11 protein-coding genes are annotated in these 13,831 nt (G+C 72.6%); 6 read left to right on the top strand and 5 right to left on the bottom strand.

What is annotated here, in order from left to right; all coding sequences use genetic code 11:
- Window positions 1–27 precede the first annotated feature (27 nt).
- Entirely contained in the window at window positions 28–786 is a 759-nt protein-coding gene (locus O1Q96_RS41810) for an SIS domain-containing protein (protein WP_269253062.1), read from the bottom strand.
- Between the two features lie 272 nt (window positions 787–1,058).
- Here O1Q96_RS41810 and O1Q96_RS41805 point away from each other — a divergent pair, with 272 nt between their 5' ends.
- Together O1Q96_RS41805 and O1Q96_RS41800 are read left to right on the top strand one after the other, a co-directional pair.
- Window positions 1,059–1,751 (top strand): iron-dependent transcriptional repressor DtxR, encoded by a 693-nt coding sequence (locus O1Q96_RS41805; RefSeq protein WP_107015407.1) that lies wholly within the window; start codon window positions 1,059–1,061, stop codon window positions 1,749–1,751.
- 689 nt (window positions 1,752–2,440) lie between these two features.
- Entirely contained in the window at window positions 2,441–3,349 is a 909-nt protein-coding gene (locus O1Q96_RS41800) for an alpha/beta fold hydrolase (protein ID WP_269253061.1), read from the top strand.
- Window positions 3,350–3,458: 109 nt separating this feature from the next.
- Here the strand turns inward: O1Q96_RS41800 and O1Q96_RS41795 are convergent, their stop codons facing one another.
- The 3 genes from O1Q96_RS41795 to O1Q96_RS41785 all read right to left on the bottom strand — a co-directional run bounded on the left by O1Q96_RS41795 (window position 3,459) and on the right by O1Q96_RS41785 (window position 6,717).
- The gene (locus O1Q96_RS41795) at window positions 3,459–5,105 is read right to left on the bottom strand and encodes a transporter (protein ID WP_269253060.1); all 1,647 of its coding nucleotides are present in this window, start codon (window positions 5,103–5,105) and stop codon (window positions 3,459–3,461) included.
- Window positions 5,102–5,893 carry an ABC transporter ATP-binding protein gene (locus O1Q96_RS41790; protein ID WP_217454215.1) on the bottom strand — a complete coding sequence of 264 codons (792 nt, stop codon included), beginning with the start codon at window positions 5,891–5,893 and terminating at the stop codon, window positions 5,102–5,104. The genes O1Q96_RS41795 and O1Q96_RS41790 overlap by 4 nt, the downstream gene beginning before the upstream one ends.
- Before the next feature lie 164 nt (window positions 5,894–6,057).
- Window positions 6,058–6,717 carry a bifunctional DNA primase/polymerase gene (locus O1Q96_RS41785; RefSeq protein WP_217454216.1) on the bottom strand — a complete coding sequence of 220 codons (660 nt, stop codon included), beginning with the start codon at window positions 6,715–6,717 and terminating at the stop codon, window positions 6,058–6,060.
- 389 nt (window positions 6,718–7,106) lie between these two features.
- On the opposite strand from O1Q96_RS41785, the gene O1Q96_RS41780 reads away from it, so the two are divergent.
- Both O1Q96_RS41780 and O1Q96_RS41775 read left to right on the top strand, forming a co-directional pair.
- Window positions 7,107–8,492: an NsdA family TPR-like regulatory protein gene (locus O1Q96_RS41780; protein WP_269253059.1), complete on the top strand. Its 1,386-nt coding sequence runs from the start codon at window positions 7,107–7,109 to the stop codon at window positions 8,490–8,492.
- A 243-nt stretch (window positions 8,493–8,735) separates the two neighbouring features.
- The gene (locus tag O1Q96_RS41775; protein WP_269253058.1) at window positions 8,736–10,730 is read left to right on the top strand and encodes a hypothetical protein; all 1,995 of its coding nucleotides are present in this window, start codon (window positions 8,736–8,738) and stop codon (window positions 10,728–10,730) included.
- 106 nt (window positions 10,731–10,836) lie between these two features.
- On the opposite strand, the gene O1Q96_RS41770 is transcribed toward O1Q96_RS41775, so the two are convergent.
- A complete protein-coding gene (locus O1Q96_RS41770; protein WP_269253942.1) occupies window positions 10,837–12,132 on the bottom strand; it encodes an ABC transporter substrate-binding protein in 1,296 nt (431 codons plus the stop codon).
- Window positions 12,133–12,249: 117 nt separating this feature from the next.
- Here O1Q96_RS41770 and O1Q96_RS41765 point away from each other — a divergent pair, with 117 nt between their 5' ends.
- Both O1Q96_RS41765 and purU read left to right on the top strand, forming a co-directional pair.
- Window positions 12,250–12,750, top strand: coding sequence for an SCO4402 family protein (locus tag O1Q96_RS41765; protein WP_217454750.1), 501 nt, complete (start codon window positions 12,250–12,252; stop codon window positions 12,748–12,750).
- Window positions 12,751–12,870: 120 nt separating this feature from the next.
- Window positions 12,871–13,737, top strand: a complete 867-nt coding sequence (gene purU / locus O1Q96_RS41760; protein ID WP_269253057.1) for a formyltetrahydrofolate deformylase — start codon at window positions 12,871–12,873, stop codon at window positions 13,735–13,737.
- The last annotated feature ends 94 nt before the right edge of the window (window positions 13,738–13,831 follow it).

Below are 13,831 nucleotides of genomic sequence, written 5' to 3'. Positions count from 1 at the left end.
GCGGCGGCGGGACGAAGCCGGGACGAGTCAGCGCTGCCAGTAGAAGATCCTGTCCGAGTACTCCTCGAACACCCGGTCGTTCCACTCCAGGCCGCCGTCCACGTTCCCGGAGCGCAGCAGCGGGGGCTCGATCCCGCGGTCCGCGAGGGTGCCCGCCGCCGTGGCCATGACGGCCTGGAGGAGGGCCGACGTGACGACCGTGGAGGCGGAGGCGAAGGGGGCCGGGATGGTGTCCAGGGTGAGTTCCGCGTCGCCGATCGCGATCTTCGAGTCGAGGACGACGTCGCAGTGGTCCTTCAGGTAAGTGCCCGAGGTGTGCCGGGACCGCGTCTCGGAGGCGTACGCGACCGACGTGACCCCGACGACCTTGAGGCCGAGGGCGCGGGCGCTCATCGCCATCTCGACGGGGAGGGCGTTGCGCCCGGAGAGGGAGATGACCACCAGGAGGTCGCCGGAGCGGGCCGGACTGGCGTCGAGGACGGCGGTCGCGAGGCCGTCGACCCGTTCCAGCGCGGAGCCCAGCGTCGCGGGCATGACGTCGACGCCGACCGCGCCGGGCACGGCGAGCAGGTTCATCAGCGCGAGGCTGCCCGCACGGTAGACGAGGTCCTGCGCGGCCAGCGACGAGTGTCCGGCGCCGAAGGCGAACAGCCGCCCCCCGTCGGCGACCGTGTCGGCGATCATGGTGCCGGCGGCCTCGACGGTCCCGGCCTCCTCGTCGCGCACCCGCTGCAGCAGGCCGATCGCGGCGTCGAAGAACTGCCCGGCCAGCTTGCTGTCGCTCATCGGCGAAGCCCCTTCTCCCCGTCGTGTCGCGGATCACGTTGCGGTCTGGACCACTGCCGTGTCAATACGGTCCGCAGGGGCGACACTGGGTTCCGAGGGCGCCCTTGTCGCCCGGCCGGGAGCCGGGCCCGGCCGTTCGCGCAGGCACTCGTCACCACGTGGTTCCGACGGCGCGGCACGGTTGTCAGTGGGATGAGTCAGAATTGGTGCCAGGGCCAGCGCACACGCCGGTGAGCCACCCAGCCTCCGGCAGAGCTAATCGAGGGGCACGTATGTCCGGACTGATCGACACCACGGAGATGTATCTCCGCACCATCCTCGAGCTGGAGGAGGAAGGTGTGGTCCCCATGCGCGCCCGGATCGCCGAGCGGCTCGACCAGAGCGGACCGACCGTCAGCCAGACCGTGGCGCGCATGGAGCGCGACGGTCTCGTGGCGGTCGCCAGCGACCGGCACCTCGAGCTCACGGAGGAGGGCCGCCGGCTGGCCACGCGCGTGATGCGCAAGCACCGCCTCGCCGAGTGTCTGCTCGTCGACGTGATCGGTCTCGAGTGGGAGCAGGTGCACGCGGAGGCGTGCCGCTGGGAGCACGTGATGAGCGAGGCGGTCGAGCGGCGGGTGCTGGAGCTGCTGCGCCACCCGACCGAGTCGCCGTACGGGAACCCGATCCCGGGCCTGGAGGAGCTGGGCGAGAAGGACGGGGCGGATCCGTTCCTGGACGCGGGCATGGTCTCGCTGGCCGACCTCGACCCCGGGCTCGACGGCAAGACGGTCGTCGTCCGCCGCATCGGCGAGCCGATCCAGACGGACGCGCAGTTGATGTACACGCTGCGGCGGGCGGGCGTGCAGCCCGGGTCCGTGGTCAGTGTGACGGAGTCCGCGGGTGGGGTGCTGGTCGGCAGTGGCGGCGAGGCCGCGGAGCTGGAGTCGGACGTCGCGTCGCACGTCTTCGTCGCGAAGCGGTAGCGCGCCGCGCGGGAGCAGTCGCCTGGTCCGCGGGCGGTGGGGGCGATCGTGCCCACGCGGCGAAGCCGCGCACGTACACGCGCCGCGGCCCTGTCGGGGCCGCTCCCGTGTGCCCTGTTCGCAGAGGGCCTCTGGGGTCAACTCCCGTAACGCAAGACCCAGTTGCCCCACCTCGGTGTTCCCTCGGTAACGAAGATTCAGTGCGCGGAATCGCAGCGGTGGGGCCGTTCGCATGCGAGGCTGTCGCGAGAGGCATATGACCTGAGGGCTCTTGACCGTGCCGGCAGCGGCGCCGACGCGCGGTCGGGGAGGGGGCGCAAGGATGTGCCGCAGACATGAGGAGGGCCCCGGCGCCCTGAGGCGCCGGGGCCTGTCCTCCCCTGTGCTGACCCGGAGCCCCGAGCTCTCAGGGTCATCCCCTTCGGACCGTTTTCCCCGAGCGGCCCGCCCCCCGTTGAAGATCTCCCCTCGGCTGCGGCGGCCAACCCTTGAGCGGTGTCACTCGAAGGAGGGGTGTTACCGCCAAGGACCCCATTCTCGAATGTGCATTCGATAGCGTGTGGGTGACGGAACGACCACGGATCACGCAGTAACAAACAGCAGGAGTATCGGTACGACCAGCGGTACGAGTGGGCCGGCCGGCTCGTGCGGGACGACCCGGCCGCGCGGATCAAGGGGGGTGCCAACGTATGGTGCGGCGCATCGACGTGACCGGGGCGGGCGGGGTACGCCTGGCCGCCTGGGAGTTCGCCGATCCTCCCAAGTCCGATCCGGGCAGGGCCGGCCCGGCCGCGACGAGGGCGGGCGGGGCGAGGGCGGGCGGCATCGAGCGCACCCCCGGCGTGCTGTTACTGCACGGGCTCATGGGCCGTGCCTCGCACTGGGCGCCCACCGCCCGCTGGCTCTCCGAGCGGCACCGGGCCGTCGCGCTCGACCAGCGGGGCCACGGACAGAGCGAGAAGCCGCCGGAGACGGAGTACACCCGCGGGGCGTACGTCGAGGACGCGGAGGCCGCCCTCGAAGAGCTGGGCCTCGCCCCGGCCGTCCTCATCGGCCACGCCATGGGCGCCCTGACGGCCTGGCAGCTCGCGGCCCGGCGCCCCGACCTCGTGTGCGGTCTGGTCATCTGCGACATGCGGGCCTCGGCGCTCGGGGCCGCCTCGCAGCGCGAGTGGGAGGAATGGTTCAAGTCCTGGCCGGTTCCGTTCGCCACGCTCGCGGACGTACGGAAGTGGTTCGGCGAGGACGACCCCTGGGTGGAGCGGCCGAACCCGTCGCGCGGGGAGTTCTACGCGGAGGTCATGGCCGAGTCCGAGGACGGCTGGCGTCCCGTCTTCGAGGCCGAGCAGATGCTCAAGTCCCGCGAGACCTGGGTGTACGACGCGCACTGGGAGGAGCTGACACAGGTCCAGTGCCCCGCCCTCGTCGTCCGCGGTCTCGACGGCGAGCTGGGCCGGGCCGAGTCCCAGGAGATGGTCCGCGTCCTGCCCAACGGCCAGTACGCGGAGGTGGCCGAGGCCGGTCATCTCGTCCACTACGACCAGCCGGACGCGTGGCGGGCGGCGGTGGAGCCGTTCCTGGACGAGACGCTCCGCTAGGGCGCGCGGTCGGCGCCGTCGAGCCGCGGGTCGTTCTCGCCCGCGGCGGGGGCTGGTCGCGCGGTTCCCCGCGCCCCTTTCGGGGCGCGGGTCTTCGCGTTTCCGGTCCTCAGCCCTTGCTGACCGCCGCGAGGATCTCCGGTAGCCGCTTCGCCGTCCGCGGGGCGGCGAGACGCAGGCCCACCAGGGTGATCAGCGCGCCGTAACCGGTGCCCAGCGGCAGCAGCAGCCACGTCCAGTTCTCCCCGCCCGCCGAGACGTTCAGCCAGATGGTGAGGGCGATGACGGGTGCGCACAGCAGTGCGGCCGCGACCATGCCGCCGAAGATGGAGATCCAGGCCAGCCCCGCCTGCCCGGGAGCCACGCTCTTGTAGCCCTCCTGCGGGATCGAGTACGGGAAGCGGGCGGAGGACCAGGCCCCGGTCGCCAGCATCGCGCCGAGCAGCGCGAAGGAGAGACCGAGCACCTCGGGCAGGGCGGGCCAGTCGCCGAGCAGCGCCGTCGTCAGGACCGTCACGAGCGCCGCGTACGGAAGCGTGATCACCAGGAGGGCCAGGGCCCGCCCGCGCAGCTCGACGTACGCGTCCCGGGGCGAGGAGATCGTCATCGCGACCATCCAGAACGCGGACGTGTCCTGCCCGAACTGGTTGTACATCTGGATGCCGAGCATTCCCGCCGCGAAGCACGCGAAGTAGATCGAGCCGGTGCCCTGCAACGCGTTGAACAGCGGCACGATCAGGCCGATCGCCAGTGACGTCACCCACGCGGCCTTCGTCTTCGGGTCCCGCCACACGTACCGCAGGCTGCGCTCCATGACCGTGCCCGTGCGCCCCGCGGGCAGCAGCCGGCCGAGCCCGGAGGAGCGCCCCGCCCTGTCCCGTACCGGCTCGGCGGCCTGCAGTGTCGAGCCGTCGGGCGAGGTCATCAGTTGGGTGAGACTCCGCTGCCAGTAGCCGAGCAACGCCGCCAGCAGCACACCGCTCAGCGCGAGCTGGGCGACACCGACGGCGTACGAGCCCTCGCTGACGGAGTCCACCGCGCCGAGCGCGGACGCCGGAGGCAGCCACCGCAGGACGTCCGCCGCCGGATCCAGCGTGGACAGGCCCGACGCGCCGAGCTTCTGCGCCCCGAAGTTGACGACCTGGGCGCCCACGGCGATCACCAGACCGCTCAGCACAGCCAGGTCGCGCCCCTTGCGGCTGGTCAGCAGCCGGAGGTTGGCGGTCGCGACGGCCCGCGCGAGGGCCACGCAGACGAGGAGCGCCAGGGGGACGGCCACGACGCCGGTGACGTACGCCGCCACTCCGTGCGCCGTCGCGACGACCGAGCCGACGAGCATGCACAGCGTGAACAGCGGCCCTATACCGACCAGCGAGGCGACCAGCAGCGCCCGGACGAGAGGGCGTGGACGCAGTGGCAGCATCACCAGGCGCGTGGGGTCGAGGGTCTCGTCGCCGCCGGGGAAGAACAGCGGCATCACGGCCCAGCCGAGCGCCAGCACGGCCGTGAGCAGCACCGTGACGTTCATCGCGTGCGCGTTGCCGCGCAGGATGATCAGGCCGATCAGCTGGAGAGCGGCGAAGAGCAGGACGAGGACGAGCGACGCCACGTACGCCGCCCGCCGACCGGCCGACTGCCGCAGGCCGTTGCGCAGCAGGGACACCTTCAGCCGCACGACGACGGAGGTGACGGAGGCAGCGGAAGCCGTGGAAACGGTGGAAGCCGCGGAGGTCACGGACGGGGCACCGGTGGTCATCGTGCCCCGCCGCCCAGCCAGTCGAGGTCGGACCCGGTGTCGCGGCCGTTCGCGCCGACGAGTTCGAGGAAGGCCTGCTGGAGGGAGGGCGCCTCGCCCCGCACCTCGGCGAGCGGGCCGTGGGCGCGGATGCGGCCCGCGACCATCACGGCGACCCAGTCGCAGAGCGACTCGACGAGCTCCATCACGTGGGAGGAGAAGACGACGGTCGCCCCGGACGCGGTGTAGCGCTCCAGCACTCCGCGGATCGTCTGCGCGGAGACCGGGTCGACGCCCTCGAAAGGCTCGTCGAGGAACAGCACTTCGGGGTTGTGGAGCAGTGCGGCGGCCAGGCCGATCTTCTTGCGCATGCCCGTCGAGTAGTCGACGACCAGCTTGTGCTGGGCCCCGGCGAGGTCGAGCACGTCGAGCAGCTGCGTGGCCCGCTTGTCGACCTCCGTGCCGGGCAGCCCGCGCAGGCGGCCCGTGTACGCGAGCAGTTCACGCCCCGAGAGCCGCTCGAAGAGCCGCAGCCCCTCGGGCAGCACCCCGATGCGGGCCTTGACCTCGGTGGGGTCGCGCCACACGTCGTGCCCGACGACCTCCACGGTCCCCTGGTCGGGCCGCAGCAGCCCGGTCACCATCGACAGCGTGGTGGTCTTCCCGGCACCGTTCGGCCCGACGAGACCGATGAACTGCCCCGCGGGCAACTCCAGATCGATCCCGGCGACGGCCACCTGCTCCCCGAACCGCTTCCAGAGCCCCTGCACCCGCACGGCAACCGCACCCACCCGCACTCCCTCGGTCATGCGAGGCACGATACGGGGGACAGGGCCCGTTCAGGGGCGCGGGGCCGCGCGATCAGCCGTCGCGGACCCGCGGCCGAGGAACCGCGGTCGCCGGCCCGCAGCAGCTGACGCGCGGTCGAGGAACCGCAGTCGAGGAACCGCCCCCTCGGCGGAGCGCCGTCGCGCTACCGGCGGGCGTCCCGCCCGCAGGCGTAGGCGAGGGGCGAGATCAGCTCCTCCGCGTCCGGCAGCCACCGGTTCGCGGGGGTCGGCCGGCAGGCCCACTGCACGGCACCCCGTGCCCCGAACCGGGTGGGCGGCGCGGCCACGTACGTGCCCTCCCCGAAGACCTCCAGATCGAGGGAGGCGAGCGGCCACCCGAGCTTGCGCACGAGATCCGGCACCTTCGCGGCGGCACCCGGCAGCACGAAGAACTGCATCCGCCGGTCCGGAGTACAGGTGACGGGCCCGAGCGTCAGCTCCATCCGCCGCATCCGCGCGAGCGCCAGAAAACCCGAGGTCTCGGGGACGTCGATCGCGTCGAACGTGCGACCCGTCGGCAGGAGGATCGACGCCACGGGCTGCTTCGCCCACAGCCGCCGGGCGACGGTCGCACTGCCGGTGGCCAGGGTCGCCCAGTCCTCACGCGCCGGGTGCGCGCCGGGTACGGCGCACGAGGGCTCACCGCACGAGCAGCGCTGTACCCCGTCGACGGCTTCCAGCCACGTGCCGGGGAACACGTCCCAATGGCGCTCCTCGGCATAGCGCACGGCTGTGTCCTGCAGCGACTCGCCGCGCTGCTGGGGGATCTGGGCGGTCTCGGTGCCTGCGATCGTCTCTTCCACGCTGAACTCAACTCCCGCACCCACCAGGGGTTACGCCCACCCGTCTCCCACCGCGGCCCTTCTTGGGAAAGCGCTGCGGGCTCGCACCCCTTTTCCCTGCTTTTCCTGCGCGCGCGGGGGAGGAGCACCGAATCCACACGTGGGGCGCATGGATGCATGTGTGGGGGCGCGCACGGGAGGCGGCAGCGGGTGGTGGGTAGCCATGTGAGGGGCGGGCAACAGCCTTTACCCCGGCAATCCTCGCATGTCTCGCATCTTCGGTATGTCCGCGGGGCATTGATCTTCGAGGCCGGATCTTCTCGCCGCTCTCACGGGCGTGGAAGAGCCCGGCCACTGAGGACTCGTCAACTCGGTGCGTGGGCAGGCACCGCAGCCACAGGGGGTACGCCATGGCCGCAAGGCCTCTCGTCGCGCGACAGCCGAACGAACGACTGCAGGCGCTCATCCAGGAAGCGGGCTGCTCCAACGCCGGTCTGGCCCGCCGGGTCAACATGTGCGGCGCGGAGCACGGGCTCGATCTGCGGTACGACAAGACGTCCGTGGCGCGCTGGCTGCGCGGTCAGCAGCCGCGTGGGCGGGCGCCCGCGATCATCGCCGAGGCGCTCGGCCGCAAGCTGGGCCGGACCGTCACGATCGACGAGATCGGCATGGCGAACGGCAAGAACCTCGCCTCCGGCGTGGGCCTGCAGTTCTCGCCGACCGTTCTCGGGGCGATCGAGCAGGTCTGCGAGCTGTGGCGCAGCGACGTGGGGCGCCGGGACTTCCTGTCCGGCTCGTCCGTCGCGGCCTCCGCGCTCGTCGAGCCGAGCCGGGACTGGCTGATCTCCTCGCCGGACGCGCAGGTGTCGCGCTCGGCCGGACCGCGGGTCGGGCAGTCCGACGTGGCGGCCGTGAGCGCGATGACCCAGGCGCTGGTCGACCTCGACCACCAGTACGGCAGCGGACATGTGCGTCCGGTCGTCGTGCACTACCTGAACAGTGTCGTGTCGGGCCTGCTGGCGGGTTCGTACCGGGAAGCGGTCGGGCGTGAACTCTTCGCGGCGGTCGCGCGGTTGACGGAGCTCGCGGGCTACATGGCCGTCGACACCGGGCAGCCGGGGCTCGCGCAGCGGTACTACATCCAGGCGCTGCGGCTCGCGCAGGCGGCCGGTGACCGCGGATACGGCGGGTACGTGCTCGCCGCGTCCATGAGCCACCTGGCCGCGCAGCTCGGGAACCCGCGGGAGATCGCGCAGTTGGCGCGTGCGGCGCAGGAGGGGGCGCGCGGGCGGGTCACACCGCGCGCGGAGTCGATGTTCCACGCCGCGGAGGCCCGGGGCCACGCGTTGATGGGCGACGCGCGCTCCGCGCAGGCGGCGTCCGGGCGGGCCGTGTCGGCGCTGGAGCAGGCCGATCCGGAGGCCGGGGACGACCCGCGGTGGATCGCGCACTTCGACGAGGCCTACCTGGCCGACGAGTTGGCGCACTGCCACCGGGACCTGGGGCAGGCGGAGGCCGCCGCGCGGTGCGCGGAGGAGTCCCTCGCCGGGCACCCCGAGTCGCGCGCGAGGCGCCGCGCCATCGGGTACGTGCTGCTGGCGACCGCGCAGGTACAGAAGCGCGAGGTCGAGCAGGCCTGCCACACGGGCCTGCGCGCGGTCGAACTGCTCGGCACGCTGCGGTCGAACCGCGGCGCGGAGTACCTGGACGACCTCCAGCAGCGGCTGGATCCGTACCGGGACGAGCCCGTGGTGCGGGAGTTCGGGGCGCGCATGGACCTGCAGGCGGCGGCTTAGGGCGAGCCTGTCGCGGCACCGGCTCCGACGCGGCACCTGTCCGGGGAGTGAACGTTCGGGAAACGGGGCGTTCGTTGCGGAAGAAGGCGTGAAAAAGAAGGCACCGAGCGGCGTTCCGGGGGCGGTTTGTCACCGGCTGTCCCCGGCCGTGGGGGTCGCGTCCTGTGCTGCGTGGCACCGGCTCGTGAGGACCCGGTAGCGTGAACCGACGATTCCGAAGGTCCCCCATTCGTAGGAGTCCCGGTGACGCACAACGGACAGGGCGACGAGCCCTCGGCGCGACCTGCGCGCGAAGGCATCGTGCTGCCGTCCGACGGCGGCGAGCCCCTCCTGCCGGGCCAGACGGGCGACCGCGCGACTCCGGCGGACGGGCAGGCCTGGGACCAGCCGTGGGGCCCCCGGCCCGCTCCGCAGGCTCCTCAGGAGCCCGGACAGGACTGGACGCCCGAGGGCGAACGGTATGGAGCGGATCAGAGCCAGGGCGCACAGGGCCCCGGCCGGTCCCAGGGGCAGGAACCACAGATCTCGAGCTGGAGCGCCCCGCCCGCGGGCCCCGGCACGCCCGGGCCGGGAGCGCAGGCTCCGGGCTGGGACGGCTCCGCGCAGAGCCAGGGCGGACAGGCGCCGGACTCCGGGGCGCCGGCCTCGGGCTGGGGTGCGCCCAGCGGGCAGCCCTCGCCGTACGCCGAGCCCACGGCCCAGTACGGCCCGCAGGACCCGGGCGCCCAGTGGGACACCCCGCAGACACCCGGCGGCATGCCCCTCCCGCAGGAGAACGGGCCCGGCAACGGATACGGCGCCCCGCAGCCACCGGCCGCGTACGGCACCCCGCAGCCGCCCACCGGCCACACCGCGCAGCCACAGGGTCCCGCCGGTTCACAGGGCCAGGGCGCCTACGGCTATCCGCAGGGCCCGGGCGGTCAGGGGGCCCCTTCGCCCTCCGCGGGCCAGGGTGTGCCGCAGTCGCAGGGCGGCTACGGCTACCCGCAGGCCTCCGCAGCCGGGGCGGGTGGGCTGCCGCCCGCCGCTCCCGTGCACGAGGACGCGACCCAGTTCCTGCCGCCCGTCCCCGCGGCCGCGCCCATGGACGAGGGCGCCACGCAGTTCCTCCCGCCCGTGGCTCCGGGAGCGCTGCCGCCGGAGATGCCCGCCCCGGGCACGGCACCCGACCCGACGTCCGCCGAGTCGACGCGCTTCCTCGGCCGCGTACGGCAGGACGGCCCCGGGCCGATGCCCGGCGCGAGCGGCGCCGGACCGCTGCCCCCGGCCGCGGACCCCGACGCCCAGCCCACGCAGTTCATCGCCCCGGTGCCCGCGGAGCCCGCAGGCGCGTACGGGGTGCGGCCGGGCGCGCCGCAGGACCGGCAGCAGCAGCCGCCCGCCGAGTTCGACAACCTCTTCCGGGCGGACGCCGCAGGCTCCACCCAGCAGTTGCCCAGGTTCGAGCAGTCGCGGGCGAGACAGGCGGCCGCCTCACCCGCGTTCGGCTCCCCGGCCGGATTCGGTGTCCCGGGCGGTTCCGGCGTGCCGGCGGCCGGCCCCGAGGCCCCGGCCGGGCGCGGCGCGCGCCGCGCCGCGGCGGACGACGACCACGGCCGCGGCGGCCGGACCCGGTCCCGCGTTCCCGTCATCGCCGCCGTCGGTGTGGGCATAGCCGTGCTCGGCATCGGCGCCGGAGCCCTGCTCAGCGGCGGTGGCGGAGGCGACGGCAAGGGCGACGAGAACACGACGGTGGCGGCGACCGCGCCCGCCACGGACAGCTCCGCCTCCGCGTCGGCCGGCCCGGCCGAGAAGCAGGCCGCGGCCCTGGACAAGCTCCTGGCGGACAGCGGCAACAGCCGCGACTCCGTGGTCAAGGCCGTCGACAACGTACGCAGGTGCACCAACCTCGGCCAGGCGGCCACCGACCTGCGCAACGCCGCCGAGCAGCGCAACGGCCTGGTCACGCGTCTCGCGGGCCTCTCCGTCGACAAGCTCAAGAACCACACGCAGCTCACCGCCGCGCTCAACAGCGCCTGGAAGGCCTCCGCGTCGGCCGACACCCACTACGCGGCGTGGGCCGACCAGGTCGCGGGCAAGAAGGGCTGCCGCAAGGGCCAGGCCCGCTCCACGGCCCAGACCGCCGCGGGCAACCGCGAGAGCGGCACCGCGACCACCCAGAAGGCCAAGGCCGCCCAGCTGTGGAACTCCATCGCCCAGACGTACGGACTGACGGAGCGCCAGCCCGGCCAGCTGTGATCACGGGACGACCGTGATCGCGGGCCGACTGTGACAGGGACCCCCGCCCGTGATCGCGGGCGGGTTCCGCACACCGGTCGGCCGTGATCGCCAGGGGCGTCCGCGATCAGGACGCCTCGGTGTTCTCCAGTACCTTCGACACGTTCACGAAGCCCTTGCGCTCCGTGACCAGCTGGCCTTCGCGCACCACCTGGAACGTCACGTCCGAGTTCACCAGCCGCGGGAAGCCGCTCGCCCCGATCAGGTCCTGGAAGCTCCAGCTCAGGGTCGGCGTCAGACCGCCCGTGTCGATCCTCAGCCCCTCGTCGAGCGTGCGCCGCAGCGTCCGTGAGGACACCTCGCCGTCGCCGAGCGACTCGACGGCCTTCCGCAGCGCGGTGTACGCGACCCACGTCGTCTGCACGCCGGGGTCGGCCACGTCGATCCGGTTGTCGCCGAAGGCCTCCTCCCGGATGACCTCGCGCATCGGCTTCCACCGCTTGTCGCTCGACGCCGGATACCAGCCGGTGACGTACGAGCCCTCGTACATACGGCCTGTCGCGTCGATCATCGACTGGTCGACGCTGCCCAGCACCGAAGCGGTGTGCACCGTCGGATAGTCCTCGCGGGCCCGCCGGAACGAGTCCATGAAGGTGTCGGTGCGGTCGCCGAGCGCGGGCACCACACACCCCTCCTCCAGCGGATTCGCCGACACCCGCCGCAGGGCCCGCTGGGCGTGCCCCGCGTACTCGGAGGCGTCCTCGGCGGCCCGCTGGTCGACGGAGGCCGCGTGACCGCCCGAGGTCAGCCCGGAGTCGAGCAGCACGGGCAGCTCGTCGCCGGCGACGGTGTCGGGGCGTACGAGCGTGACCGGGCCGCAGGTCCTCGCGAGCTGCTGGCCGAGGCCGGCCAGCAGGGAGGGCTGGCCGCCGTTGACGGGGTAGGAGAGCGGGCTGGTGAACTCGTCGTCCGTGACGCCGTACCCACCCAGATACGGGATGCCGGCCGCCTCCAGCGGGGAGAAGAAGGAGCGGGCGTGCTGGCTGTAGGAACCGACGACCGCGACGACGTCCTCCTCGACCGCGCGGCGGGCACAGCTCGCGGCGGCCACCGTGTCGTTGTGGTCGTTGCAGGTGAGGACCTCGAGCCGGCGGCCGTTGATGCCGCCGTGGGAGTTGACCCAGCGCGCGTAGGCACGTGCCATGGCGGGCATTCCGGGCTTGTTGGTCGTCTTGGTCTTCTCCGGCGCCCACGTCATGACGGTCAGGGTGTCGCCCCCGGAGCCCCCCGTGGTTCCGGGGACGACACCGCACCCGACGGCTATCGACGCACACGCCGCCAGCGCGACCGCGGACAGCACTCTGGCCTTCGCGGGACGTGGGCGGGCGGGGAGGAAGGTGCGGGTGCGTCGCCGACCGGTCATGGACACGCACGATTCCGTCACACCGCGACGGCCGGTGTGACCCTTGGTCAACGCCCGGTGACAGGCAGGTGAACAGCGGGGTGCCGGGCAGGCTGTCCGGGCAGGAACGTACGATCGGTGACCGTGCAAGGTTCGGAGAACTCTTCCCGTCGCGGGCGTCGCTCATCCACCATGGGCGGCATGCCACTGAACGACATGCCGTGGTGGCGCTGGCGCAGCAATGTGCGCTCCGCGCTGCACATGCTCTCCGACACCGACTTCCAGCGGGGTATATGGCTCGCGGGGGCCGACGGGTACGGGGATGTGACCGACGCCGTCTACCGCCTCGTCGAGGACACCTGGCTGGACAACTGGTCCGCCGAGAAATACGTCGGGACGATCTTCCGGGACTCGCAGGAGGCGGCGCTCGTCGACTCCGCCGTGCTGCGGGTGCTGCGGATCATGCACCAGGTCGGTCCCGACGCCGCCGTCTCCGTCTATCTCGATCACCAGGGCTGGCCGGAGGCCGTGCGGGCCGCCCGGGACGCGCACGTGCGGATGGCCGTGAGCGACGGGGAGGACCCCGACGCCCCGCCGCGCACTCTCGAGGTGCTGCGGATCATGACGCGGTCGGCCTGAGGCCGTTCGGCGGGTGAGGTGCCGCGGGGCCGGGCGCGCGGCACGCGCGCCTGATGGGCGGCCGTCCGGCACGCGGGACGCGTGCTCGCCGGCGTTCCCGGATATGGGACCCTGGCGGGCATGAACGAGCAGTCCGCGCCCGAGCAGTACGTCCTCACGCTTTCCTGCCCCGACAAGCAGGGCATCGTGCACGCCGTGTCGAGTTATCTCTTCATGACCGGGTGCAACATCGAGGACAGTCAGCAGTTCGGTGACCACGACACGGGCCTGTTCTTCATGCGGGTCCACTTCTCGGCGGAGCCGCCGGTGACGGTGGACAAGCTGCGCGCGAGCTTCGCGGCGATCGGTGACTCCTTCCAGATGGACTGGCAGATCAACCGGGCCGAGGACAAGATGCGGGTCGTGCTGATGGTCAGCAGGTTCGGGCACTGCCTGAACGATCTGCTGTTCCGGGCGCGCAGCGGGGCGTTGCCGGTCGAGATCGCGGCCGTGGTGTCCAATCACACGGACTTCGCCGAACTCGTGGCTTCGTACCACGTGCCGTTCCACCACATTCCGGTCACCAAGGACAACAAGCCGCAGGCCGAGGCGCGGGTGCTGGAGCTGGTGCGGGAGCTGGACGTCGAACTGGTGGTGCTGGCGCGGTACATGCAGGTGCTCTCCGACGACCTCTGCAAGCAGCTGAGCGGACGGATCATCAACATCCACCACTCGTTCCTGCCCAGCTTCAAGGGCGCGAAGCCGTACCACCAGGCACACGCGCGTGGCGTGAAGCTGATCGGTGCCACCGCGCACTACGTGACGGCCGACCTCGACGAGGGGCCGATCATCGAGCAGGAGGTCGAGCGGGTGAAGCACCAGGTCACCCCGGAGCAGCTGGTCGCCGTGGGGCGTGACGTGGAGTGCCAGGCGCTGGCCCGGGCCGTGAAGTGGCACGCGGAGCGGCGGATCATGCTCAACGGCCGGCGGACCGTCGTCTTCGACTGAGGTCGCGCGTCGCGCCGTTTCGCGGGTGGTGCCGTTTCGTGTGCGGCGCCGTTTCGCGTGTGGTGACGCGCGGTCCTGTGGGGCGGGGCCGTGC

Source organism: Streptomyces aurantiacus, from assembly GCF_027107535.1.
Classification (GTDB): Bacteria; Actinomycetota; Actinomycetes; order Streptomycetales; family Streptomycetaceae; genus Streptomyces.
This window is presented reverse-complemented; position numbering and strand designations above follow the sequence as displayed.

Excerpts from the sequence above, each read along its gene's own strand:
- O1Q96_RS41795 (WP_269253060.1), bottom strand. The coding sequence starts at position 5,105 with ATGACCACCGGTGCCCCGTCCGTGACCTCCGCGGCTTCCACCGTTTCC.
- O1Q96_RS41800 (WP_269253061.1), top strand. The coding sequence starts at position 2,441 with ATGGTGCGGCGCATCGACGTGACCGGGGCGGGCGGGGTACGCCTGGCC.
- O1Q96_RS41810 (WP_269253062.1), bottom strand. The coding sequence starts at position 786 with ATGAGCGACAGCAAGCTGGCCGGGCAGTTCTTCGACGCCGCGATCGGC.
- purU (WP_269253057.1), top strand. The coding sequence starts at position 12,871 with ATGAACGAGCAGTCCGCGCCCGAGCAGTACGTCCTCACGCTTTCCTGC.
- O1Q96_RS41790 (WP_217454215.1), bottom strand. The coding sequence starts at position 5,893 with ATGACCGAGGGAGTGCGGGTGGGTGCGGTTGCCGTGCGGGTGCAGGGG.
- O1Q96_RS41780 (WP_269253059.1), top strand. The coding sequence starts at position 7,107 with ATGGCCGCAAGGCCTCTCGTCGCGCGACAGCCGAACGAACGACTGCAG.
- O1Q96_RS41770 (WP_269253942.1), bottom strand. The coding sequence starts at position 12,132 with ATGACCGGTCGGCGACGCACCCGCACCTTCCTCCCCGCCCGCCCACGT.
- O1Q96_RS41805 (WP_107015407.1), top strand. The coding sequence starts at position 1,059 with ATGTCCGGACTGATCGACACCACGGAGATGTATCTCCGCACCATCCTC.